Raw genomic sequence first — 24,278 nt, forward strand, 5'->3', positions numbered from 1 at the left:
TTATGAATATTCGATTTACAAAAATGCATGGTTTAGGTAATGACTTTATGGTGATTGACGGCGTCAATCAAAAAATTAATTTACCCCCTCAGCAAATCGCATTATTAGCTCATCGGAATACAGGAATAGGCTTTGATCAATGTCTGCTTATTGAACCAGCAAAAACGGAAGAAGTGGATTTTAGCTATCGCATTTTTAATGCCAATGGGCAAGAAGTTGGGCAATGTGGAAATGGGGCACGATGCCTTGCCCTTTTTGCCCAATATTATGGATTAACTTCAAAGAATAAATTAACCGTCGCGACTCAATCCACGACCATGGAATTAATCATTAATGACGATAACAGCGTAAGCGTCGATATGGGCAAACCCAAACTGGCACCCCAGGATATTCCATTCATAGCAGAACACCAATCAGCGGAATATTCACTGGATTTGGATCAGCATACACGGGTTACGCTTCATGCTATTAGTGTTGGAAATCCTCATGCGGTGCTTTTGGTACAGGATACAGAATCAGCCCCAGTGACCGAGCTGGGAAGACAAATCACGACTCACCCCCGATTCCCGGAGCAAACCAATACGGGCTTCATGCAAATTATAAACGAGAATCATATTAAGCTCAGAGTTTTTGAACGAGGTTGTGGAGAAACAAAAGCCTGCGGTAGCGGTGCTGTAGCAGCAGCTGCAGTTGGACGTTTATTTTATAATCTATCAGAACAGATCACCGTATCGCTTCCCGGGGGAGATCTAATCATTGAATGGCCTCATTTTAATGATCATCTTACCCTCACAGGTCCTGCCACTTTTGTTTATGAAGGCACGCTGTTTTAGTGATCATAGTCACAAAAATACAACAGCTATTGAATTTTTCATCCAAACAGTTATGCTGGTCAAAACCAGCATTATTACATCAGTAAGCCTAAAGCTGGAAAATCCACAGAATTAAAAACCAATACAGAGTTCACGGTTTATTCTCAAGCAAATGATTAAATCAAATATCAGTGAATTTATGGTCAAGGAGGATTAACATGCATAACAATGCCGCCATGAAATTCAGTTTATTGAAAAAATCGATCAATACACCGCAATACCAAAAATCAATCACTGCAACTTTAGACGCTCAAAACGAATTTATCAGCACACTCCAGACAAACCAGTATACGCATTATGAAATCCTTGAATTAATTCATATGGCTCAGGATAAATTGGTTCGAAGCCTGTTAATCACCCATTTATTAAGTAGGGAAGAATACTTAAAAAGTCTTATGGGCAATTCCATATTGAACAGATTGGGCTCACATGAATCCCATATCCCGTCACGACTCAATCCACTAATCCACCAGATGGACATCACGCATTTAACGCTTGAGCAAATCAAACGACTCCAACCAGAAGCAGCAATCAGTATTCTCTGCTCAATACCTCACTTCCATTTATTAAATAAAGATCAAATTAATGAGCTTATAGGGCAATACCCCGATCCGGCAGTAATCCAGTATTGGATCAATCACTATGCCTTGATGCCCAATGCATACTATACCTTGGCTCATCTAAGCAAACTGGTTGATACACACGTACTAAACGAAGTACACCAATTGAGCCAGGATAAAAAGACGGCAATCATCAACTCCATTTTAGAGCATCTGGATTTATACAATCCTTTGTTTAAACTGTTACATGAAGATGAATTAGAACACCAGCTTAAAACAGCAATTAATCATTATCTCAATGGCAATCATCATCAAAATTATGTCATCTATATCAAACTGTTAACTAGAAAAATATTTTTAGAGCAGACATTGCTCTCTTTGGATACCATTCAACTATTAATTTCGTTAAACGACAACAAAGAATTCAGCGAAATAACAAACAAAACCAGTTACCTCATCAATTATTATCTAAGGTTCAAGGCTCAATCAGGTGATACCCAACTCTTTTATAATGAAGGCAAATTAAATATTCATGTAATGACCCAGCTTGTTCAATTAAGACCTTCATTACCTCCAAAAGAGGAAGAAACAAGACGCTTGCTCAAATGGATTCAACCTGCCGAACAACAGCAACCTCAATCCATCGTTGAACAAAATCCCATTCCAGAAAACTCGCTCATTCCTTTGTTAGCACAAAAGGAAAAGTCAGTAAGAGCATTCGATTATTTTTTATTACATTGCAAAGGAAATACAAGAAATCTTTCTAAAACCATAAAGAACTATCTAGAGTATCATGTACAAGAGGGTTGTTCGGAATCTCGTCGCAAAACGATATATCATACCGCAATATTAATGAATCGCCCTGAAGTTAAAAATTCCGTACGAGAGGCAATATATACCTCTCTCCTGCACTACCCGGAATTATATGATGAGAGTATCAGTTGCTGGCTGCTTCGCTATGATGCCAAAAGAACGCTGCAGCATTTTGGTCTAAAGGGAGGAGCTCCCAATTATATTCTGATAATGGAATTGTGCACGGATGCCCTCAAAAAGCTCGATCCCACTAAAGACAAGCATATTATTCAAATAGCAAATCAAGCTTATGCCGAAGCAAAGCAAGAATTGTCGTTTAGTGAAGAAAAAGGGGTTTTTACTTGGTTAATTCAACGTATTAAACGGTGCTGGATCAACGGTTGGACAGGATTCTTTTCCCCCAATTTGCCTGAATACGTTGCGCCCTCCTATACGAAACCCATTGTTACAGATAGAGAACTGTCTGTTTTAGAACCTGAAAGCAAACCCACTATAAAAGACTCCGAACAGAAGCTTGCCAGAATTTTAAAAAACATAGAGAAACAATGCACAATTCAAAATATTGATGAATTAATTGATATTATGACTACAAACTCGTTCAAGGCAAATGCTCAAAAGGAGCTGAACTTAAGAACCCGAATCAATCTGTTGTTTCATCAACTTATACTAGACAGTAAACAAAATAAAGGAATTAACTCCTGGTTAGCCAAAAATCATCACATATTAAATGCAAATCGCTTTCGTCTTTTAGAGCTTATATTCACACATGGTTCTCAAGAGGATTTGGAATTGTTTATAAACCAAGTGAATGACGATTCAACCTATTTACCACCGGCTGGTGATACAACACAGATACAATCAATAGTTAGTGAATTCAAGGTCGTGTTACCCGAGCTGAATGATGAAATCGAATTACCTTCTCAAAAAGGCGCTGCTGCAGCATCAGACCTATTAAGCATGGATACAATGTCCAATCTATTTAACAATGCCTGGAGTTGGACAAAAGGAAATGTTGGTGTTTTTTTTTCCAACAACTCTGCTCTGCCTCCTCCAGCAGAGACCCCACCTCAGACACCATTAAACCCGAATCCGCTTCATTAGCACTTTGCCCAACAATTCAATGCCGGGCAAATCTTTAGCGTGTATGAATGAATGGTAAGATTGCAAAGATTTACCCATCGAATAAAACAGCGCACTAATTAAAGATGGGGTGAAATGATGATGATGATAAAAATGTCGAAATTTTAAAGCTGAGTATGATCGGTTGAATCAAATGATTTAAGGATATTAATCATATGATTAGTTTAACCGTAATACTGTCATGCAACTTGACGATAGCCTCTTGATAAACCTACAATAAAAATAAGACTCTGATTTGGCAAAAATATGGATGAAAGAAGGTCATTTTTCAGATTAAAAAATAACGGAGAAATTCTGGCTAAAATTTCAAGCCAATATTTTGAAATTATTGATATATCAGCAACAGGAGCGCGCATAACGAATAATGCTCAACTTGCTGACGAGGGCACCATTGAAATCTCAATCAATCGATTTTCTATAGAGATGCACTATAAAATATTAAGGTTCGAAAATAATTCCACCATCATCATATTTACTAATGATGCTGAAATTAATCGCATTTTTGTTGCGCTGAAACAATTAAGGGACGAACGAAGAGCTCACAACCCTTAAATCTAATCAACGTGTACGGGCGTATTTGAGTGCAGGTTGAACGAAACGAGGACTTAAAAAAGCGCAGTGTACATCAGGTACATCCCACATTCCGCACCTGAATTCTGAATTACGTCATTCCCGCCTATTCTGAGTCATAGACGAAGCCATTACTTGCAAGCGGGAATCTATAACCACACTTGAACGAAGCGGCTTTCTGCTTTTGTTTTTATAAATAAGCTCTCCAGTAGCGTTCTCCAAGGCAATCAAGAATAATTTTGTGCCTGTCATTCAGATTTAAAATGACCTTTACATCGACGCCAGCAGTGAGTTCATGAACGCCAGTGAAACATGAAAAGATCCACTTGGCTGTTGGATTTTGTGTTGGTTTTTTCTTCATCTCCGGAAAAAACAGAGCCTTTTCACGAAGCCTGGTTCTGATAAGATGCTCAAAGGCTGCATAAATCATTAATGAGCAGGTCATAACCATGAGTAATGCCTCGATACGCTCTGGTTTTTTCAAGAAAAGCGATGCTGTTAAAAAATCCGGGCTTTCAAAAAGCGAAACCCACGCTCAACGACCTGTTGAGATTTATAGTGAGATAACAATTCATTCATGGTCAGTTTGTCACTGATGTCGTTCGTTGCAGGAATAAAACAGCCGGTTTCATCCTCTTTTGTTTCATTTTTTTGAAGGCTGGTCGCAAGCTTCGCCGTTACCTGATATTGAATATCACCTATCGCATTGGCTCCGGGGCGGCCTCGACCCTGATAACTAATGTCTTTGATAATTTCAATATCGAATGCCAGCGTGTAGTCCTGCTGCTCCAACCACAGGTTCAAAGCCTTTCTTGCATCTGATTCGCAGGAGATCGTTTGTCGACACAACTTCTTGAACGATTTCATCGATTGTTCAGTGCACTTGAGAATGTTTTTATGCAAGGTACGCAATTCCCGTTTGGTAGCTTGTGTGCTATGGATAAACAACCACTTTTGAGATACTCCGCCATACGATGATTCAACCCACGCAGCGGTATACCCTTCACAGATTGGTTCAAACAACAGCTGTTCCTGATTTTTACCAGATTTTTTGCTTCAACCAGTTTTTGTGGAACACGGGTAATGAAAAGTTGCTTCTGCTCTTGAAGGGTCTGAAGGGTTTCTGCAACGTACAAGGGCGTCATCATTGATATGTTCAGGCTTTATTCCAGTGCCCAAAAGACGTTCCACCGGTTTATCTGCAAAATAATCCGGGTACATGTAGAGAGTTCGACTCACAAAGCCCAGGCCATTTAATATCATCGCAACCAGTAGTTGCCCATAACTAATGTGGCGATGCTGTGATTGGTTGGGGAGTTGGTGATCAACAAACTCTGCAATTCCAAGCTCCTGACATAGAGCAGAAACCAGACCAAGGTGATCAACAGATTTGGATGTATAAGCTTGAAGAGTCACTTTTCTTTCACCAAAAGTGAGTAATAGATCAAAATCAAAGATCTGTGTCAAGTTTTTTTAAAAAAACACAGCAGGCTGAAAATAAAAGAGAGGCAGCAGAGAATGACTCTCGTTCAAGTCTGGTTATAGATTCCCGCTTGCAAGTAATGGCTTCGTCTATGACTCAGAATGGGCGGGAATGACGTAATTCAGAATTCAGGTGCGGAATGTGGGGTACATGAGCATTTTTTTATTTTCCTACTCCAAATACCCCAAACCTTGAACGGTCGTATTTGAGTGCAGGTTGAACGAAACGGGGCTTAAAAAAAGCGCTGTGTACATCAGGTATATGAGCATTTTTTTATTTTCCTACTCCCAATACCCCAAACCTTGAACGGTCGTATTTGAGTGCAGGTTGAACGAAACGGGGACCTAAAAATAAGCGCAGTGTACATCAGGTATATGAGCATTTTTTTATTTTCCTACTCCCAATACCCCAAACCTTGAACGGTCGTATTTGAGTGCAGGTTGAACGAAACGGGGGCTTAAAAAAAGCGCAGTGTACATCAGGTACATGAGCTTTTTTTTAAGCCCCCGTTTCGTTCAAGATGCGCCAAAGACGCCCGTTCAAGAGAGTTTCCAGCGACGGTGCATCCAGTTCCACTGCTCCGGATGAGCCAAAATAATCTGTTCTAAAGCCTGATTGTATTTCAAGGTATTTTGATAAAGGGCTTCTTGTGTAGAATCATGATCTTCCCATGGAATTGGATCATGAAACTCCAGAACGTGCTTACCATTAGGCAATCGATACCCTGCGGCCGGGATTACTGGCACACCAGTATGGCGAGATAGTGTAGCTAAACTTCGATAAGTCCCTGCTTTTTTACCAAAAAACTCGACGGCGATTCCATCTCGATTAACCAAAGAAGCATGTTGATCCAGAACAAAAATCACTGCATGATTTTTATCTAGAGCGTCACGGACTTGTTCCAGGGAATTTTTTTTAGGAATCACATTTAAGCCGACTTTGTAATAATTCTTAAATAATAAACGCTCTATCATCTTAAATCTTAAAGTCCGCCTGATAAAATGAAATTGTCCCTGAAATTCTTTAAAATTTAATACCCCACCTAAAGGTGCAAACTCCCAATTTCCGAAATGTCCAGTGACGACCAACACACCTTTTTCCTGTGCAACCACGGCCAACATCTTTTCGTGGCCAATGACCTCAACTTGATTCCTAAGCTTTTTTTCACTCATAAATCGTAACTGCAGTGCTTCTTTTAGTGATTTGGCAATGTGTGAATAATAGGCTTTTGCCAAATGTACTTTTTGAGCGTCAGAGAGTTGATCAGAATAGACCTGATGAATATTGGCCAAAACCAAACGTCGACGATAGGGCAAAAATCTATAAATAAACTTACCTGCCAGACTAACAGGCAAGGATTCGATTTGTTGTTCTAATTCAGTCACAGGAATTAATCACCAAACAAGCATTCATACTGGCAAAACCTCTGTTAATCATCAGAGCCGATGAGTGGGCTTTTATCTTCTGATGATTTGCACTGAGAGCTATCCCCTCGCAACTGCCAGCAGCATGCTCCAAATTGGCAATGCCAGGCGCACATTGGTTTTCCAGCGCATAGGTTGTCAATACTGCATCCAATACACCTGAAGCGCATAAGGTATGGCCCATAGACCATTTAAACGCCGTGACAGGAACATGCTGATCAGCAAATACTGTTCTAATTGATTGAGCTTCACTGTCATCTGATTTACTGTTTCCATTTCCATGGGCGACAATTAAGCCAATGTGTCCGGGCTCCAGTCCAGCTGATTCCAGAGTTTGATTGATTAACGCAGTCAAATGGTGGCCATCGGATTCAATGGAAAACAATCCAGTTGCTTCACTCGCCGATTGACCACCCATAATTTCACCGTAACACTTGGCTGAACGGGCACGAACACTGGCTTCACTTTCCAAAACAAGTGCTGCAGCTCCCTCTGCCAGCAAGGTTCCATCATGCTCACCATCAAATGGTTTTAAATGACGATTACTGACTACGCCCAATTTCTCATAATAAAATAATGATTGTGGTTCAATTCCCATGTCATAAGCAACAACGACAGCTCGATCCGCTTGACCACTGCGTATTGCATGATATGCCTCCAAAATGGCTTGCGTGCCACCTACTGCATGGTTGGTGACATTGTGGTTTGGTCCTTTAAAGCCATATGTAATACCAGTGTACGCAAGAACATTATTGGGTAAAATCCTTAACAACCACATTGGGTGAACTTCGTCAAAAAGATTTTTAGCAAAGCTCTGCATGTCATCTTGAGTTTTAGCTAATAATGGTAAAAAATCATATTGCTGAAAATATTTATTACCTGGTGAACCGACATAAACAGCGGTTTGCTCATTAAATGATTCAGCAGACTCAAGAGTATCTCGATAGGCAAGCATTTGACTGTGTTGTACCGCTTGCACAGCGGCATTAATGCCCATAACATCCTGGCGGGAGATAACTTTAATTAATTTTCGATCAGGCAACATTTTAGCGGGTTGAAAATCTTTTAATTCACCACCCAAACGATGCGACCACTGGGATAAGTCCCAATATTTAATTTCATCTATTCCACTGTCACCGGACAGAATTGCCTGCCAGGTCTCATCAGCAGTGTTTCCTGACGCAGTTAACGCACTTCGTCCTGTTATAAATACTCTGTTTAGATCGGTCATTGACGTGCTCCTTCAAACTCAGGATGCTTGAACAACAGGCAACTATTTGAACCACCAAATCCGAACGAATTGGATAAAACAACCCCCAGAGACTTTTCTCGAGGCCCTTCTGTAACATAATCCAAATCACATTCAGGATCAGGATTTGTTAAATTAGCAGTTTGAGGAATTTGCGCCTGCTCTATGGATTTTACAGATAAAACCGCTTCAAGAGCACCTGCCGCAGCGATCAAATGACCCGTTTGGCTCTTGGTAGAGCTCGTCGGTAAACTGGCACTTCGGCTACCAAATACAGCCTTAATGGCATTAGTTTCACTAAGATCATTCATTTTGGTTGAAGTCCCGTGGGCATTAATATAATCCACATCACGAGCTTGAACTCCAGCGTCTTTAAGAGCGCGTTCAATAGCCTGAATTGCGCCATCTCCATTAGGATGAGAATCGGTAATTCGGTACGAGCTTAATGAGTTACCTTCGCCAGCGAGTTCAGCATAAATACGAGCACCACGTGCTTTTGCTTGATCCCATTCTTCAAGAATTAGAAAAGCAGCGCCTTCGCCCAGAACAAAACCATTACGCGCTGCGTCAAAAGGACGGCTGGCGCTATGAGGCGTATCATTGTAGGTAGATAAAGCACCCAATAAACAAAAACTGGAGAGACCCAATGGATTAATCATGGAATCAAACCCACCGGCAAGCATAAAATCAGCATCTCCACGACGAATAACCTGCATAGCCAAACCTAAAGCTTGGCCGCCTGATGCGCACGCAGTATGGACTGATGATGCATAACCAGTGATACCAAAATGCTGGATCAGTAATGACAATCCTGAATTAGATGTGGTTTTTCCAAAATCGGTTAATTTATAAAATTCCCTGGAATTGGCCTGTAAAGCGCCCCAATCCGCTTCACCGCTTAGTGCACAGACTTTTTGAAATCGCTTCAAATAGTCAAATTCAGCGGTCATCATGCCACTCCCCGTTACAACTCCCCATCGTGAGGAGTTCTGTTGGGTTGGCATTACAGCAGCATCTTCAAAAGCCTGACGTGCGGCTTCCAAAGCATAATGAGTAAAGGACATTGCGAAACGGGTGTGTTTTCCCTTTAGAGAAGGGTCAGGGATAAAATTCTTCACTTCTGCCGCGATATAAGTTGGAAAAGCGCTTGCATCGAATTGCTTGATTTCATCGATTCCAGATTTTCCGGCAATCAAATTACTCCAGGTGGAGTCAACATCATGACCTATGGGTGAAACGGCACCCAGCCCTGTTATTGCAACTCGTCTTTTATTCATCTCATCAACCTTTAGGTATAAGCACTAATTCCACAACACATACCCGCTTACCCTCTACTTCACTGCGATAAGACAGGATAATTTCTTCATCAGTTTGTTGCTTGACTTTCACAGAACACACCACAACATCGCCGGGAATAACAAAATCATTCATTTTAATTTTTCGCAATTCACTCACTCGATAAGCGATTGGAAATCCTGCCCGTGCAACAAACTCACGCGCCAGGTTTAATTTACACTCCAATAAGACCGTCATGGGTAAAACCGGTTTCTTGGGAAAATGATCTGGAAAATAGGGAGCCGCAAGAGAAATTCTCTTTTCTGCAGTCATATTGACGCCTGCTTCACTTGAAGTGATCCGATCAAACATCAAAGGTGCAATTGTTGGCCCATGACCTGTCAGCTCATTACTGGCTACCGTCGAGTTCATTCTACACACTTCGTCCCAGTCTGCTGGATGGTAAATTTCTGCAAACTGCTGCCTGATTTGTTCCGCATCGATAAAATCAGTCATAGGGAGTAAAGGACCCAATGCTCCTTCAATACTAAAGACAGGTTCGTCACCCACGCGAGCAACACTATGATAATGGACGGCCTTGTCATCCAGAGAATCGATATGAGACTCAAGTAACAAAGTTTCGCCAACATAAGCAGGCCGATACAAACGCGCGCTTGCAACAACTCCAGCAACGGGTCTTAAAGTAAAATCATTATGTTGCATCACATTCCAGGCGGCTAATTGCCCGAGAGTTTCCCCGATTAATGAAGGAATAAAACAGGTTTTTCCTTGCTCATCAAGGGTGACATAAGCATCGTCCCTGGTGATGTGTTTGATTCCCCCAACCCATTCGCCGGGGGATAGGTGCACAATTTGATCAACAAATAAAAATCGCATCAGGCAACAGGTTCCGCGCTTTGTTGTTCCACTGCAGCAACGACCAATTTACAAAATGTTTCTACAGTAAACAGCATAGGAATTTCATTAACTTTCATATTGGATTTAAATTGATCCGCAGGGACTTCACTTAAATAGTTTCTTAATGCATCCAGTCCTGCTGGTGTTAATGTGCCGCCTTTCTCAAACTCATCTTCAGCCAGTTCGCCACGTGCATTTTTTTCCAACTGCCCACGAGGAATTTTAATCTTAAATTCTTTTTCCAGTTGAAAAACCAAATCAAGAAAATCAATGGACTCTGCGCCCAAATCTGTAATTAATCGACTGTTTAAAGAGACTTCCTCAGCATCGATAACCAATACATCAGCAATAATTTCCCTAACTTTAGGGTAAACGCCAGCTACATTCATAATTCTTCCCCAGTGCTAACCAAGTTCACAAAGCTGAAAATTATATCACAAAAAGATCATTATTCATCTATATATAATACTGCTCTATCCAACCCGGCTATATCCGGCATCTACAAACAAGGTATGAGCATTGATCATAGACGCTTCGGGTAAACAGAGAAGATAGACAGCATTAGCCACATCTTGAGTATTCAATGGTCTGTCAGCAAGAGCATGAGATTGATATTCATCGAGTAACTGTTCTCTGTTAGGAAAGTGTTTTAGAGCATCAGTATCAACCACTCCGGCAGAAACGGTATTCACTGTAATTCCAAAAGCAGCCAGCTCCAAACTCAATGAACGAACTAGAGCCTCAAGAGCTGCTTTGGATGCGCCAATAAAGGCATAATTAGGTATCGCCCGGGATGCACCCAAACTGGATAAAGCAATAACCCGGCTGTTTTTAGGCATCAACTCCCGACCTTCACTTACCAAATGATTTAGCGCCAGAGCATTGGTTTCCATGCACCACCGCCAATGCTTAGTCGACATCTTTAACGCGGGTTTTAATACTCCGCTGGCAGCATTGCTAATGAGAAAATCAAGATGATTAAAATGCTCTTTGAATTGACCAAACAATTCTTTAACTGATTGGTGATCCGCGACATTAGCCTGCAGGGCAACAGCTTTACGCCCTAAATTTTGTATTTCCTGCACAAGAGCCTGTGCCTCATCGGAACTGTTGTAGTACACAATAGCCACATCACTTCCTGCCTGAGCTAATTTTAGAGCAGTTGCTTTTCCTATGCCCCTTGCTCCTCCAGTAATTAAAGCGACCTTTCCTGCAAATACTGAACTCATAGAGTCATCCTCTAGTATAAAAAGGCACCAAACTACCGGGAATATTAAAATCTGTCAATGACCTAATACGTATAGGAATAGTAAAATACCTTGTTTCTAACGCTTTAACTTTGTACCATCTGCACATCACTATATTAAAAATTCATATCCATGAAGTATTCCTGGTCAAAAACAGTTTTTCCAATTGCTGCCATTTTTTCTTTTCGAATGTTGGGATTATTCCTGCTTATACCTGTATTTTCTGTTTATGCAGAGGAACTCCAAGGCGCAACACCTACGCTGATAGGTCTGGCATTAGGTGGATATGGATTAACACAAGGGTTACTGCAAATGCCTTTCGGCATGCTTTCTGACAAATTTGGCAGAAAGCCAATGATAACGATCGGATTGGTGCTTTTCACTATGGGCAGTTTACTAGGAGCCATAACCGACTCTATATACGGCATGATTCTCGCCAGAACACTTCAGGGAACAGGCGCGGTAGGCAGCGTGCTGATTGCCCTATTAGCTGATTTAACTCCCGATGAACAACGTACTAAGGGCATGGCGGTAATTGGCATGACCATCGGCATCTCCTTCAGTCTGGCAATGATTATCAGTCCTGCTCTTTCGCATTATTCGGGGCTTTCGGGTATCTTTTATCTCACTGCATTCTTGGCAATTTCAGGGATTGTATTACTGCATCTGGTTATACCCAATCCTATCAAAGAATGCTTTCATGCAGACAGTGAGGCAACTGTTTCTTTATTTAAACCGGTTATTAGTAACCGACATTTACAACGATTGAATGTGGGCATTTTCTGCCAGCATTTTATTTTAACTTCAACGTTTTTTGCTATACCCATCTTACTGAGCCACCATATCAAACAAGGGCATTTAACCCAACAATGGCATTTCTATTTGCCCTTGATGCTATTTTCTTTCATTGTAATGATTCCTTTTATTGTTATCGCCGAAAAGAAAAAATTAATGAAAATTGTATTTGTTCTTTCTGTTCTGTTTTCAACAGCCGCACAATTTCTTCTGGCGCTTACCTGCCAGGATTGGTACAGTCTTTGCCTCCTGATGTTTGTTTATTTCATTGCCTTTAATATCCTGGAAGCAACATTACCTTCACTGATATCGAAGCAGGCAAATCCCAATAGCAAAGGCACTGCTATGGGAATCTATTCTACCAGCCAATTTTTAGGAATTTTTGCGGGAGGCTCTCTTGCCGGTATTTTATATCAATGGCATAGCAGCCAGGGTATCTTTTTGATTAATGCCTTTCTAGGCATTATCTGGTTGAGTGTCGCCATGTTTATGAAACCCAATGTTTATGTTTCAACCCTGATACTGCATTACTCACCTCAAGTTGATAACGATGATTCCCTCATCCAAAAGTTGTTACAAGTACAGGGAGTCAAGGAGGCTGTTCTGTCGCAGGAAGAGCAAGTCATCTATGTTCGCATTGATAAAGAACAGTACCAGCCTGGTTCCGCGGAGCAAATACTGGCATCAATTCATAGTGAATAAGGTTTAATTTAAATCAGTTGCTACGCAATATCTCTTAATTTAGGTATAATCTTTCTCTCTAACTTTCGCATACAGGAGATAAAAAATGGCAAGAGGAATAAACAAAGTCATCTTGGTTGGTAATGTAGGGGTTGATCCTGATGTCCGCTACTTACCAAACGGAAATGCTGTAACCACTTTATCCTTAGCTACCAGTGAAACCTGGAAAGACAAGACAACAGGTGAAAAACAAGACAGAACCGAATGGCACCGCGTGGTTTGTTTTAATCGCTTAGGCGAAATAGCTGGTGAATACGTTCGAAAAGGTTCAAAACTCTATGTAGAAGGCAGTTTACGTACCCGTAAATGGCAAGATCAACAAGGCCAAGACAGATACACAACAGAAATTATTGCTTCTGATATTCAAATGCTTGACAGTAAAGGCAGCAGCGGCCCATCTTATGATGACATGCCGCAAGCGCAGCCACAATCAGCCCCTGCCCAATACTCAAATGCCAATAGACAACAGCCAGCTCAAGCAGCTCAAGACGCGTTTGATGAATTGGATGATGATATTCCATTCTAAGTTTGCCTCCTAACCCGTAATGACCGTATTGCGGGTTAGAAGGTTTTGTTCAAGAGTAATGCCCCCAAAAGTCCATCCGGATACCAATTTGTTACAACAAAAATACTTCTTAACTCACTACAGAACAGCTCACGGTAAAACTGCGCATTGCCACATCAAAAAAGGCCGTAAAATAAGCACTTTGCTTTAATTTGGTAATATTCTCTTAAGGTTAAACGATTAAACTAATAGCCAGCTTTTGTATCACCCAGGAACAGTTACATGTCTCACTATTTCAAAGATCTTATTACCAAACTTCGTAATCCAGGCAAGGATTCGGGAAAAGAACACCATTTGTTCCTATTGGGTACTGCAGTTGATTACGTTGATCGACCGACAGATCCCAATATCAATAAATCCTATATTCGTGGTGAAACTTTCTCTTATACTGCTCAGTTAATGACCCTGTTGCTCGGTGAACAGGACTCTACAATAAAATACGCTGACGCCCACCTCCCCAAGTCCCCCTATTATGCGCATGCCTATCATTCGAATTCAGTTGATGTGATCAATGGTGCAGATACGCCAGGATATGAAGTAGGTGATAGATTAGCAAAAGCGCTTATGTTAGCCCTTGTTGCTGTTGCAGACGGAAAAACTCAATTAAGTATCTCGGGGTTCAGTCGTGGAGGAGTAGAGTCCATTGTATTAACCCATGAACTGGCGCGAGTCCGCGATGCGCTGGCGAAAGATTTAAGCTTTGAAAAACCAGAAGACCGTCGCTCACTGGCCACCCTTATACAAGAAAGTAACAGCGTACCTGGCCTTGCTCTAGTAAAAAATCCCAGCTATACACGCCAGGTGCTCACAGAATTAGTCACCAGCGAACTATTAGATGATGAACAAGAGCTTAAATTGAAGCTCTTGAATAATCTGAATGCACTACAGGTTAAACTGTTTGTTCTGGATCCGGTACCTGGTGGAAATTTCGGTAAATTAATTCGCCTGGGATGGCAGGAAGAATGTTTTTATACACTTCCAGAATTCGTCGTGCAAAGACAGGAGTTTGTACAAAAACATGAAACATCTAATTGTTTTAAGCCAATTATTCCACTAGGAATGCCCTATGAAGTAATTCCAGGTTGTCACGGTACTGGTGACGGAAACCAATTTGATCACAATGGTTCGCCTGTTCCTGAATCATTAAAACACAATAGTGATCTTTCGGGCGTCCAAGATCTGGTTCTAAGGCGATGGATTGATTTTATGTTCCCTAACGAAGTTAAAATGGATACAGCCATTGATCTGGGGCATCCTGAGCTGGATGCAGTAACGAATGCATATCTGGCAGCCAACTCATCAGAGCGCGCTAGTCAACTTCTGAGTAACTATCAACACATTCAGGATAACTATCCGGCGTTTGAGTGGCTTGCAACTCGCAACTATACCGGATTGGGCCGTTACATGGCTCAACGTCAGGTTCATTTTCGTCAAAGAGGAAATACACCGATTACCGATCTTGATGTTCATGGAGATGGAACAATATTTCTTAACCTTCAACATGTTAAATTGTGGATGGCAAACACATTAAAACTATCCAATTTTTTCGAATTGAATTTAGTTGAACAAGTAAAATGGCTCAAGGACAACATTGAATATGCCTTTAAACCGGTTGATTTGATTCAACCCATCACAGATCAAAACCATATGATATCCAGACTACTAATGGAAGAAAAAAATCATACTTTAGTACAAGAATCTCTTTCATACCTGGTAAATACTGTTACACAAACCTACTTGAGAAATCATTTATCCATTGAAGAGAGGATACAATGCAGAAACTGTGTCGCTAACACGTTTGATACACTTAGAGAGGCTGCTACAGCTACGTCAGGAATAGATCCCAACAGAACCAAACTGGCGTCAACCTTTATGGAGGTTATCAGAAAAGATTTAACCTCAACCATACTGCAACATCAACAGGCGCTTTTATCAATGGCGTATAAACTGTCACGTGACGCTGAAGATCTTCGGAAAACTCGAGCAAGTACAGATAAGTTTGATACTACTGACGGAACTCCAATCTCATGGCTTATGGACACCCAAAAATTAGTTGAAGACCTGGATATGTTCATAGAACAAATTAATGTCTTAGAACCATGGTACGATCAAAAAAAACTTGTTGATCATTGGTCCAGGGATTTGCCCATATTAGGGGGAAATGCGGAAGAGATTTGTTTTGATAAATCTAAAGAACATATATTCCACATCATAAGCCAGCAACAAGTCATACTACTGACCAATGCCAGTACTATACTAAGTAAAATGCCCGAAGCTCTAGCCAATAAACCTGAACAACTCGACAGTAAATTTTACTCCTATATCCATAAACTTGCCAACGTTGGGCGTTTAGAGCAGACAGTTCAAACGACACAGACGAAACTAGAACAAATAACCTTGGAACTGGATTCCACTCGAAAGCAACAAAAATCGACCCAGCATCAATTGGAACAGATCATCAGTGAGACCGAAAACGCCAAAGAAAAAGAAGTTGCGCGATTAACATCCCTTTTAGATGCCTATCAAAGCAAAGAAGAAAGAGATGCAATTATTGCTATTGATTCGTTATTAAAAATAACAACACAATATTTGAACCATCTAAGCCAATCAAAGGATAATAGTGTTTTGTTCCACGCAAAGAACAAGGCGGTCACAGAGTTGATCAATTGTCTGAAGGAAACCCACAAACTACCCTCTGAGCAATTGGTCCAATTTAAAAGTAGGCTTAAGGAAACTCAAGACAAGATTCAAGAACACCGGGATCCGTTATGGCAGCGATTTTTCAGAGATTGTGTGCGAATAATTGGTCTGCTGTGTAGCGGTGTGGGACTATACCGGATAGTTACTGGGCAATCCCCCCAATTTTTTAAACCAAGCCATGGTGAACAGTTCATTGAGGCAATTTCCGAACAAAATAACGTGATACCTACAACAAAGAGCAAGTAAACCATAGTCGATAATCTTTTAACCTCCCCAATATCTCTGGAGAGGTTAGGAGATTTAATTTATTTAATTGATGGCCTGAAACATAAAAACGGAATCTGTCCATAATTTTTGAATCATGTATACAGCTTCAAAAATCTACTTATTAGGTTGTAAAATTCAATTATAACCCACATTCCGCACCTGAATTCTGAATTACGTCATTCCCGCCTATTCTGAGTCATATACGAAGCCATTACTTGCAAGCGGGAATCTATAACCACACTTGAACGAAGCGGCTTTCTGCTTTTGTTTTTATAAATAAGCTCTCCAGGAGCGTTCTCCAAGGCAATCAAGAATAATTTTGTGCCTGTCATTCAGATTTAAAATGACCTTTACATCGACGCCAGCAGTGAGTTCATGAACGCCAGTGAAACATGAAAAGATCCACTTGGCTGTTGGATTTTGTGTTGGTTTTTTCTTCATATCCGGAAAAAACAGAGCCTTTTCACGAAGCCTGGTTCTGATAAGATGCTCAAGGGCTGCATAAATCATTAATGAGCAGGTCATAACCATGAGTAATGCCTCGATACGCTCTGGTTTTTTCAAGAAAAGCGATGCCGTTAAAAAATCCGAGCTTTTCAAAAAGCGAAACCCACGCTCAACAACCTGTTGAGATTTATAGTGAGATAACAATTCATTCATGGTCAGTTTGTCACTGATGTCGTTCGTTGCAAGAATAAAACAGCCGGTTTCATCCTCTTTTGTTTCCTTTTTTTGAAGGCTGGTCGCAAGCTTCGCCATTACCTGATATTGAATATCACCTATCGCATTGGCTCCGGGGCGGGCTCGACCCTGATAACTAATGTCTTTGATAATTTCAATATCGAATGCCAGAGTGTAGTCCTGTTGCTCCAACCACAGGTTCAAAGCCTTTCTTGCATCTGATTCGCAGGAGAACGTTTGTCGACACAACTTCTTGAACGATTTCATCGATTGCTCAGTGCACTTGAGAATGTTTTTATGCAAGGTACGCAATTCCCGTTTGGTAGCTTGTGTGCTATGGATAAACAACCACTTTTGAGATACTCCGCCATACGATGATTCAACCCACACACCGGTATACCCTTCACAGATTGGTTCAAACAACAGCTGATTCTGATTTTATATCAGATTTTTTGCTTCAACCAGTTTTTGTGGAACACGGGTAATGAACAGTTGCTTCAGCTCTTGAAGGGTCTGAAGGGTTTCTGCAACGTACAAGGCCGCGTCTGCAACAAGATATCGGCTTCGTTGAGCCGCTTTCAAACTACTGACATGGGATTTAACCAGCTTTTTAAAGCCTTCACTATCAATGGTGTTTCCACTGCAGGCTTGCATGTAGACCGGGATACCTGCCTGATATTCGGTAATCAGATTCAAAATAACCTGAATTAAATCGGGGCGGTGATCACGGCTATATCCCCGGGTTAACAGGATCGCTTTGCTGTCTGTTTCAACGTCATATTCACCATCAACATGAAAACCTGTTGAGTCCAGATGCACTGATTGGCAAGGCAAGCCCAAGTGAAGAATGATTTTTTCAGCCAGGTCTTGATATAAATTCGAAACCCCATGTTCATAAAGCTTATCCAGGCATCGCCCAAGGGCGTCATCATTGATATGTTCAGGCTTTATTCCAGTGCCCAAAAGACGTTCCACCGGTTTATCTGCAAAATAATACGGGTACATGTGGAGAGTTCGACTTACAAAGCCCAGGCCATTTAATATCATCGCAACCAGTAGTTGCCCATAACTAATGTGGTGATGCGGTGATTGGTTGGGGAGTTGGTTATCAACAAACTCTGCAATTCCAAGCTCCTGACATAGAGCAGAAACCAGGCCAAGGTGATCAACAGATTTGGATGTATAAGCTTGAAGAGTCACTTTTCTTTCACCAAAAGTGAGTAATAGATCAAAATCAAAGATCTGTGTCAAGTTTTTTTAAAAAAACACGGCAGGCTGAAAATAAAGAGAGGCAGCAGAGAATGACTCTCGTTCAAGTCTGGTTATAGATTCCCGCTTGCAAGTAATGGCTTCGTTGGTAACTCAGAATGAGCGGGAATGACGTAATTCAGAATTCAGGTGCGGAATGACGGTTATAGCAATATAAAAAAGTAAAAAAAACCCGCTTTAAGCGGGTTCGTATAAAGACAGTATAAACTACTCATCTGCTTCAGTGTTAGCCACTGGTCTATCTAATAACTCAACTATAGCCATTGGCGCATTATCACCTTCTCTGAAGCCACATTTGATGATACGAACATAACCACCAGGTCTTTCCACAAAACGTGGTCCTAAATCACTAAACAATTTTCCTACAGCAGATTTAGAACGTAAAATATCAAAAGCATGACGACGAGATGCTACTGAATCAGCCTTACTAACAGTAATTAAAGGTTCAATGTAACGACGTAAATCTTTTGCTTTTGGTAAAGTTGTTTTAATCAACTCATGCTCAATCAAAGAACAGCACATGTTAGAAAACATGGCTTTACGATGGCTACTTGTACGGCTAAAACTACGGCCCGAATTACGGTGACGCATAACAAAGACTCCTAAATATTACTCGCCAAGACTTGCTGGCGGCCAATTCTCAAGTTTCATTCCAAGCGATAATGAGCGAGAAGCTAATACATCCTTAATTTCAGTAAGAGATTTCTTACCAAGATTAGGTGTTTTTAACAGCTCATTTTCAGTTCTTTGAACTAAATCGCCAATATAATGAATGTTTTCTGCTTTTAAACAATTAGCAGAACGAACAGTTAACTCTAAATCATCAACAGAACGTAATAAAACGGGGTCGAAATCATTGCGCTCTTTATTATCAGATCGTGACTCTTCAAATTTCATATCAACAAATGCATGAAGTTGTCTTTGAAGAATACTGGCTGAAATACGGATTGCCTCTTCCGCATCAATCGTACCATTCGTTTCTAATTCAATTGTTAACTTGTCAAGATCAGTACGATTTTCAACACGCGCACTATCGACAAAATAAGCAACTTTCTTTACGGGAGAGAAGCTATTATCAATTTTTAATTTACCAACTGATTTCTTTTCAATCTCATCATCAAGGTGACTAACGAACGAATCAGTATTATGAAAACCAATTCCACGCTCTACCTTCAGGGTCATATTCAATTTACCCTTTTCATTCAAGTTGGCAAGAACAAGCTCAGGATTTACAATTTCCTGGCCATGCGTCAATTGAATGTCGCCTGCAGTTACCTGACAAGGACCTTGTTTATTCAGAGTAATAGTAGCTTCCTCACCCACGGTCAATTTAATAGCTACTAACTTCAAGTTAAGTAACAAATCAACCACGTCTTCTTGAACGCCCTCAATTGTACTGTATTCATGAAGAACTCCATCAATTGAGGCTTCAGTAATGGCACTTCCAGGCATAGATGACAATAATATACGTCTCAACGCATTGCCGAGGGTGTGACCAAAACCTCTCTCCAAAGGCTCTAGAACGATTCTAGCTTTATAAGGTGACTCTGCCTGTACCTTAAGCACTTTAGGCGTTAGCATTTCATTGATTTCAGTATACATTCAGCTATTTCTCCGAGCTTACTTAGAGTAAAGTTCTACAACAAGATTTACGTTGTAGTCTGAAGATAAGTCAGTTAACGTTGGTGCTGTAGAGAAAGTACCTTTAAAAGCAGTAGAATCTACAGTAATCCAATCACAAGGAGCTCGTTGTTCAGATAATGCCAAAGCTGCCTGAACCCGCCCCTGACTTTTAGCTCTTTGACGAACAGTAACAACATCGCCAGGACTTACTAAAAATGAAGGTACGTTAACTATTTTATCATTAACAAGTATTGCCTTATGAGTTACTAATTGTCTAGCTTCTGCACGAGTGCTAGCAAAACCCATACGATATACAACATTATCAAGACGTCTTTCTAAAAGAGACATCAGATTTTCACCTGTAGAACCCTTTTGACGAGCTGCCATTGTATAATAATTGCGGAATTGCTTTTCAAGAACACCATATAATCTTCTGATTTTTTGTTTTTCTCTAAGCTGAATTCCGTAGCCATTTAAACGTGGCTTTTTATCACCATGTTGTCCAGGTAACTTTTCAGATTTACACTTGGATTTATGATCACGCACACCACTTTTTAGTAATAGATCACAACCTTCACGTCGTGATAATTTACATTTTGGACCAAGATATCTAGCCATTAATTACTCCTGAGTCTTATACACGACGTTTTTTAGGTGGCTTACAACCATTATGGGGTATGCCAGTTACATCGGTTATTTCAACAATTTTAAAATCCTGGGATATTAATTCACGAATAGTGGACTCTCTACCAGGACCAGGACCATGAACAAATACTGCTACAGATTTCATACCATATTCTTTAGCAACAACAGCTGCACGCTCTGTTGCAACTTGTGCAGCATAAGGTGTACTTTTCCTGGAACCTCTGAAACCAGAACCACCAGATGTTGCCCAACATAATGCATTACCTTGTCTATCAGTAAAGGTAACAATTGTATTATTGAAAGATGCATGAACATGAACTATACCATCTGATACAACACGTTTTGCCTTTTTTCGTACTTTTTGCTGTTTTGACTTAGTTATTGCCATCTTATTTTCCTACATGAAAAATCAATTACTAGTGCCTTTTCTACGGCCTTTTCTAGTACGAGCATTTGTTTTCGTACGTTGTCCGCGCAAGGGTAATCCTCTTCTATGCCTTAAGCCTCTATAACAGCCAAGGTCCATCAATCGTTTAATGTTCATAGTAACAACACGACGTAAATCACCTTCTACTGTAATTTTTGCAATTTCTATTCTTAATGACTCTAACTGAGCATCTGATAATTGCGAAACTTTAGCTGAAGGATCAATATCAACTGTTTTACATAATTTTAACGATGTGGTTTTACCAATACCATAAATAGCTGTTAAAGCAATTACCACATGTTTGTGATCAGGTATGTTCACTCCTGCAATACGAGCCATTAGCTTCTCCGAACGTTATTTTGTTCTGTCGAAAGGGACAGAAGAATACTATTTTTATAAAATTAAATCAAGCAGATATTAACCTTGCTTTTGCTTATGCCTGGCATCCTTACAAATTACTCGTATAGTGCCACTTCTTTTAATAATTTTGCAATTGCGACAAATTCGCTTTACTGATGCTCTTACTTTCATTCCGAACTCCGATAAAAATCATAATAGACCAGGTAGTTTCGTACCTTTAAAATTAGCCTTTTTCATTAAAGAATCATATTGTTGGGTCATTAAATGAGCTTGTATCTGAGCTACAAAATCCATAATAACTACAACTATAATCAGTAATGATGTTCCACCAAAATAGAAAGGAACATGCCATGTGTACATTAAGATCTGAGGCAATAAACAAACCAGTACCAGATATAAAGCGCCAACCAAAGTTAATCGAGTCATTACAGAATCAATATATTTAGTTGTTTGTTCACCAGGTCTAATTCCGGGTATATATGCTCCAGATTTCTTTAAGTTCTCTGCTGTATCCTTTGGGTTAAATACTAACGCTGCGTAGAAGAAAGCAAAAAACAAAATTGCAAGGGCATATACAATCAAATACAGCGGTTGTCCTGGAGACAGAGCCATTCCGACATCCGACAGCCAACCCATACCTTTAGTGTGCGAAAAAAATTGTGCTAAAGTTGCAGGCAGTAAAATAATACTGGACGCAAAAATTGGGGGAATTACTCCAGACATATTGATTTTTAAAGGTAAATGGCTAGTTTGAGCAGCATAAACCTTTCTACCTTGCGTTCTTTGAGCATAATTAACTCGTATACGACGTTGCGCACGCTCCATGAACACTACAAAACCAGTTACCACTACTACAACTACAGCAACGATGACCAAGGTCAACGCTTGCATTTGCCCTTCTTTAACTTGTTGCAGCACTGAGGCAATTGCTGTTGGCATACTGGAAACGATACCGGAGAAAATGATCAGAGAAATACCATTCCCTACACCCTTTTCTGTTATCTGTTCACCCAGCCACATTAAGAACATTGTTCCAGTGACTAATGTAACAACAGCTGTAAAATAAAATGAAAAATCTGGTTGTAATGCAATTTGTTGTCCTGCCAGCCATCGAGCCATGCCTAGTGATTGGAATATTGACAGCAACAGAGTTAGATATCTAGTGTATTGATTTATTTTTCTACGTCCAGACTCGCCTTCTTTCTTCAATTGCTCCAGTTTTGGAGAAACAACCGAAAAAAGTTGTATGATAATGGAAGCGGAAATATACGGCATTATTCCAATAGCAAAAACCGTTACACGAGATAATGCGCCACCAGAAAACATATTAAATAAGCCAAAAATTGTATTTTGTTGCTCATTAAAGAAATTAGCCAACTTATTAGGATCCAATCCTGGAACAGGAATATGAGCGCCTAATCTGTAAACTAAAATCCCTAGAATAACAAATATCAATCTTGATTTTAGTTCAGCCAATCCACCACGTGATTGGCTTCCATTATGTTTTTGGTTTTTCATAGTCACTCTTCTATACTACCACCCAAGCCTTCGATAGCTAAACGAGCACCTTTAGTGACTCTTAAACCCTTAAGCTTGATGGCTGTAGTTAACTCACCGGAAAGAATAACTTTTACATCTTTTATTGAACTGTTAATTATTCCAGCTTCACGCAAAACTTTAAGATCGATGACATCTGCGGTTAACTTAGCAAGCTCGCTTAAGCATACTTCATCAACTGTTCTACCAATACGAGACTTAAATCCCATTTTAGGAAGACGTCTTTGAATTGGCATTTGACCGCCTTCAAAGTTAATCTTATGGTATCCGCCTGCTCTGGCTTTTTGACCTTTATGGCCTTTACCACTGGTTTTACCTAAACCGGATCCTATACCTCTACCTAAACGCTTTTTTGGAGGTCTTGAACCGGGATCTGGTGATAGTGAATTCAGATTCATTATACACTCTCCTCGACTAGCAGCAGGTAGTTTATTGCATTAACAAGTCCACGAATAGCTGGTGTGTCATTGTGACATACACTTGAATTTGTTTTACCTAAACCTAACTGCTTTGCAATATGAATATGCTTTGGTTTTCTACCAATCGTACTTTTAACCAAAGTGATTTTAATTTTCTTTTCCATAATTAGCCCGCCATTACTTCATTAACAGTTTTACCACGTTTGGCTGCAACGTAATCTGGTGTACCAATACTGGTTAAAGCACCAATAGTTGCTCGGACAATATTACTTGGATTAGTAGAACCAATACTTTTTGCAAGTATATTTTGTACGCCTAATACTTCAAGTACAGCTCTCATAGCACCACCAGCAATAATCCCTGTACCTTCGCTAGCTGGTTTCATAAATACTTTTGATGCGCCGTAGTTAAAGGTAATTTCATGGAATATTGTCGTTCCAGAAAGAGGAATGTAAACCATGTTTTTCTTGGCTTGATCCATAGCTTTCTGAATTGCAATTGGAACTTCTCGTGCCTTACCTCTACCAAAACCAACTTTACCCTTTCCGTCACCAACAACGACCAAAACAGCAAAGCCGAAAACACGTCCGCCTTTAACAACTTTTGCAGTACGAGTTACTGATACCAACTTTTCTTGATATCCATCTGACTTGGGTGAATCTTCGAATGCCATAATCG

22 protein-coding genes and 2 pseudogenes are annotated in these 24,278 nt (G+C 40.3%); 6 read left to right on the forward strand and 18 right to left on the reverse strand.

The window, feature by feature from the left end:
• Positions 1-2 precede the first annotated feature (2 nt).
• From dapF to ELY21_RS09125, 3 genes are all read left to right on the forward strand, one after another.
• Positions 3-833, forward strand: a complete 831-nt coding sequence (gene dapF / locus ELY21_RS09115; protein WP_127108881.1) for a diaminopimelate epimerase — start codon at positions 3-5, stop codon at positions 831-833.
• Between the two features lie 197 nt (positions 834-1,030).
• Positions 1,031-3,346 carry a type IV secretion protein Dot gene (locus ELY21_RS09120; protein ID WP_127108883.1) on the forward strand — a complete coding sequence of 772 codons (2,316 nt, stop codon included), beginning with the start codon at positions 1,031-1,033 and terminating at the stop codon, positions 3,344-3,346.
• 285 nt (positions 3,347-3,631) lie between these two features.
• Positions 3,632-3,937 (forward strand): PilZ domain-containing protein, encoded by a 306-nt coding sequence (locus ELY21_RS09125; RefSeq protein WP_127108885.1) that lies wholly within the window; start codon positions 3,632-3,634, stop codon positions 3,935-3,937.
• A 208-nt stretch (positions 3,938-4,145) separates the two neighbouring features.
• On the opposite strand, the pseudogene ELY21_RS09130 reads toward ELY21_RS09125, so the two are convergent.
• The 7 genes and pseudogenes from ELY21_RS09130 to fabL all read right to left on the reverse strand — a co-directional run bounded on the left by ELY21_RS09130 (position 4,146) and on the right by fabL (position 11,533).
• A pseudogene (locus ELY21_RS09130) lies at positions 4,146-5,371 on the reverse strand (IS1634 family transposase).
• Between the two features lie 606 nt (positions 5,372-5,977).
• Positions 5,978-6,823: a lysophospholipid acyltransferase family protein gene (locus ELY21_RS09135; protein ID WP_127108887.1), complete on the reverse strand. Its 846-nt coding sequence runs from the start codon at positions 6,821-6,823 to the stop codon at positions 5,978-5,980.
• Entirely contained in the window at positions 6,816-8,093 is a 1,278-nt protein-coding gene (locus ELY21_RS09140; RefSeq protein WP_127108889.1) for a beta-ketoacyl synthase, read from the reverse strand. The genes ELY21_RS09135 and ELY21_RS09140 overlap by 8 nt, the downstream gene beginning before the upstream one ends.
• Positions 8,090-9,388: a beta-ketoacyl synthase gene (locus tag ELY21_RS09145; RefSeq protein ID WP_127108891.1), complete on the reverse strand. Its 1,299-nt coding sequence runs from the start codon at positions 9,386-9,388 to the stop codon at positions 8,090-8,092. The genes ELY21_RS09140 and ELY21_RS09145 overlap by 4 nt, the downstream gene beginning before the upstream one ends.
• 4 nt (positions 9,389-9,392) lie before the next feature.
• Complete coding sequence (locus ELY21_RS09150; RefSeq protein ID WP_127108893.1) at positions 9,393-10,283, reverse strand: hydroxymyristoyl-ACP dehydratase; 891 nt, start codon at positions 10,281-10,283, stop codon at positions 9,393-9,395.
• A complete protein-coding gene (locus tag ELY21_RS09155; protein WP_127108895.1) occupies positions 10,283-10,693 on the reverse strand; it encodes an acyl carrier protein in 411 nt (136 codons plus the stop codon). Before ELY21_RS09155 ends, ELY21_RS09150 begins: the two co-directional genes overlap by 1 nt.
• A gap of 84 nt (positions 10,694-10,777) precedes the next feature.
• Positions 10,778-11,533 carry an enoyl-[acyl-carrier-protein] reductase FabL gene (fabL, locus tag ELY21_RS09160; RefSeq protein WP_127108897.1) on the reverse strand — a complete coding sequence of 252 codons (756 nt, stop codon included), beginning with the start codon at positions 11,531-11,533 and terminating at the stop codon, positions 10,778-10,780.
• Positions 11,534-11,683: 150 nt separating this feature from the next.
• Here fabL and ELY21_RS09165 point away from each other — a divergent pair, with 150 nt between their 5' ends.
• The 3 genes from ELY21_RS09165 to ELY21_RS09175 all read left to right on the forward strand — a co-directional run bounded on the left by ELY21_RS09165 (position 11,684) and on the right by ELY21_RS09175 (position 16,598).
• Positions 11,684-13,048 (forward strand): MFS transporter, encoded by a 1,365-nt coding sequence (locus ELY21_RS09165; RefSeq protein ID WP_127108899.1) that lies wholly within the window; start codon positions 11,684-11,686, stop codon positions 13,046-13,048.
• Between the two features lie 85 nt (positions 13,049-13,133).
• Entirely contained in the window at positions 13,134-13,613 is a 480-nt protein-coding gene (ssb, locus tag ELY21_RS09170) for a single-stranded DNA-binding protein (RefSeq protein ID WP_028385518.1), read from the forward strand.
• Between the two features lie 261 nt (positions 13,614-13,874).
• Positions 13,875-16,598, forward strand: coding sequence for a hypothetical protein (locus ELY21_RS09175; RefSeq protein ID WP_127108901.1), 2,724 nt, complete (start codon positions 13,875-13,877; stop codon positions 16,596-16,598).
• 291 nt (positions 16,599-16,889) lie between these two features.
• Here the strand turns inward: ELY21_RS09175 and ELY21_RS09180 are convergent.
• From ELY21_RS09180 to rpsE, 11 genes and pseudogenes are all read right to left on the reverse strand, one after another.
• Positions 16,890-18,500: pseudogene (locus ELY21_RS09180) on the reverse strand (IS1634 family transposase).
• A gap of 276 nt (positions 18,501-18,776) precedes the next feature.
• The gene (gene rplQ, locus ELY21_RS09185) at positions 18,777-19,160 is read right to left on the reverse strand and encodes a 50S ribosomal protein L17 (RefSeq protein ID WP_028385520.1); all 384 of its coding nucleotides are present in this window, start codon (positions 19,158-19,160) and stop codon (positions 18,777-18,779) included.
• An 18-nt stretch (positions 19,161-19,178) separates the two neighbouring features.
• Entirely contained in the window at positions 19,179-20,171 is a 993-nt protein-coding gene (gene rpoA, locus ELY21_RS09190) for a DNA-directed RNA polymerase subunit alpha (protein WP_028385521.1), read from the reverse strand.
• A gap of 18 nt (positions 20,172-20,189) precedes the next feature.
• Complete coding sequence (gene rpsD / locus ELY21_RS09195) at positions 20,190-20,810, reverse strand: 30S ribosomal protein S4 (protein ID WP_028385522.1); 621 nt, start codon at positions 20,808-20,810, stop codon at positions 20,190-20,192.
• Positions 20,811-20,826: 16 nt separating this feature from the next.
• A complete protein-coding gene (gene rpsK / locus ELY21_RS09200) occupies positions 20,827-21,225 on the reverse strand; it encodes a 30S ribosomal protein S11 (RefSeq protein ID WP_028385523.1) in 399 nt (132 codons plus the stop codon).
• Between the two features lie 21 nt (positions 21,226-21,246).
• Positions 21,247-21,603: a 30S ribosomal protein S13 gene (gene rpsM, locus ELY21_RS09205; protein ID WP_028385524.1), complete on the reverse strand. Its 357-nt coding sequence runs from the start codon at positions 21,601-21,603 to the stop codon at positions 21,247-21,249.
• Positions 21,604-21,681: 78 nt separating this feature from the next.
• The gene (gene rpmJ, locus ELY21_RS09210; RefSeq protein WP_010946099.1) at positions 21,682-21,795 is read right to left on the reverse strand and encodes a 50S ribosomal protein L36; all 114 of its coding nucleotides are present in this window, start codon (positions 21,793-21,795) and stop codon (positions 21,682-21,684) included.
• Positions 21,796-21,813: 18 nt separating this feature from the next.
• The gene (secY, locus tag ELY21_RS09215) at positions 21,814-23,142 is read right to left on the reverse strand and encodes a preprotein translocase subunit SecY (protein ID WP_028385525.1); all 1,329 of its coding nucleotides are present in this window, start codon (positions 23,140-23,142) and stop codon (positions 21,814-21,816) included.
• 2 nt (positions 23,143-23,144) lie between these two features.
• Complete coding sequence (rplO, locus tag ELY21_RS09220) at positions 23,145-23,579, reverse strand: 50S ribosomal protein L15 (RefSeq protein ID WP_127108903.1); 435 nt, start codon at positions 23,577-23,579, stop codon at positions 23,145-23,147.
• Positions 23,579-23,764 carry a 50S ribosomal protein L30 gene (rpmD, locus tag ELY21_RS09225; protein ID WP_028385527.1) on the reverse strand — a complete coding sequence of 62 codons (186 nt, stop codon included), beginning with the start codon at positions 23,762-23,764 and terminating at the stop codon, positions 23,579-23,581. The genes rplO and rpmD overlap by 1 nt, the downstream gene beginning before the upstream one ends.
• Positions 23,765-23,766: 2 nt before the next feature.
• Positions 23,767-24,273: a 30S ribosomal protein S5 gene (rpsE, locus tag ELY21_RS09230; protein WP_028385528.1), complete on the reverse strand. Its 507-nt coding sequence runs from the start codon at positions 24,271-24,273 to the stop codon at positions 23,767-23,769.
• Positions 24,274-24,278 lie beyond the last annotated feature (5 nt).

Origin of the sequence: Legionella sp. km535 (assembly GCF_003990085.1) — a bacterium.
Taxonomy (GTDB): domain Bacteria; phylum Pseudomonadota; class Gammaproteobacteria; order Legionellales; family Legionellaceae; genus Legionella; species Legionella moravica.

Bases quoted from the DNA above. Each gene is read 5' to 3' on its own strand.
- ELY21_RS09165 (WP_127108899.1), top strand. From the start codon at position 11,684: ATGAAGTATTCCTGGTCAAAAACAGTTTTTCCAATTGCTGCCATTTTT.
- rplO (WP_127108903.1), bottom strand. From the start codon at position 23,579: ATGAATCTGAATTCACTATCACCAGATCCCGGTTCAAGACCTCCAAAA.
- rpmJ (WP_010946099.1), bottom strand. From the start codon at position 21,795: ATGAAAGTAAGAGCATCAGTAAAGCGAATTTGTCGCAATTGCAAAATT.
- dapF (WP_127108881.1), top strand. From the start codon at position 3: ATGAATATTCGATTTACAAAAATGCATGGTTTAGGTAATGACTTTATG.
- rpsD (WP_028385522.1), bottom strand. From the start codon at position 20,810: ATGGCTAGATATCTTGGTCCAAAATGTAAATTATCACGACGTGAAGGT.
- ELY21_RS09145 (WP_127108891.1), bottom strand. From the start codon at position 9,388: ATGAATAAAAGACGAGTTGCAATAACAGGGCTGGGTGCCGTTTCACCC.
- ssb (WP_028385518.1), top strand. From the start codon at position 13,134: ATGGCAAGAGGAATAAACAAAGTCATCTTGGTTGGTAATGTAGGGGTT.
- ELY21_RS09175 (WP_127108901.1), top strand. From the start codon at position 13,875: ATGTCTCACTATTTCAAAGATCTTATTACCAAACTTCGTAATCCAGGC.
- ELY21_RS09150 (WP_127108893.1), bottom strand. From the start codon at position 10,283: ATGCGATTTTTATTTGTTGATCAAATTGTGCACCTATCCCCCGGCGAA.
- rpmD (WP_028385527.1), bottom strand. From the start codon at position 23,764: ATGGAAAAGAAAATTAAAATCACTTTGGTTAAAAGTACGATTGGTAGA.
- ELY21_RS09155 (WP_127108895.1), bottom strand. From the start codon at position 10,693: ATGAATGTAGCTGGCGTTTACCCTAAAGTTAGGGAAATTATTGCTGAT.
- ELY21_RS09120 (WP_127108883.1), top strand. From the start codon at position 1,031: ATGCATAACAATGCCGCCATGAAATTCAGTTTATTGAAAAAATCGATC.
- rpsK (WP_028385523.1), bottom strand. From the start codon at position 21,225: ATGGCAATAACTAAGTCAAAACAGCAAAAAGTACGAAAAAAGGCAAAA.
- secY (WP_028385525.1), bottom strand. From the start codon at position 23,142: ATGAAAAACCAAAAACATAATGGAAGCCAATCACGTGGTGGATTGGCT.
- rpsM (WP_028385524.1), bottom strand. From the start codon at position 21,603: ATGGCTCGTATTGCAGGAGTGAACATACCTGATCACAAACATGTGGTA.
- fabL (WP_127108897.1), bottom strand. From the start codon at position 11,533: ATGAGTTCAGTATTTGCAGGAAAGGTCGCTTTAATTACTGGAGGAGCA.
- ELY21_RS09140 (WP_127108889.1), bottom strand. From the start codon at position 8,093: ATGACCGATCTAAACAGAGTATTTATAACAGGACGAAGTGCGTTAACT.
- rplQ (WP_028385520.1), bottom strand. From the start codon at position 19,160: ATGCGTCACCGTAATTCGGGCCGTAGTTTTAGCCGTACAAGTAGCCAT.
- rpsE (WP_028385528.1), bottom strand. From the start codon at position 24,273: ATGGCATTCGAAGATTCACCCAAGTCAGATGGATATCAAGAAAAGTTG.
- ELY21_RS09125 (WP_127108885.1), top strand. From the start codon at position 3,632: ATGGATGAAAGAAGGTCATTTTTCAGATTAAAAAATAACGGAGAAATT.
- rpoA (WP_028385521.1), bottom strand. From the start codon at position 20,171: ATGTATACTGAAATCAATGAAATGCTAACGCCTAAAGTGCTTAAGGTA.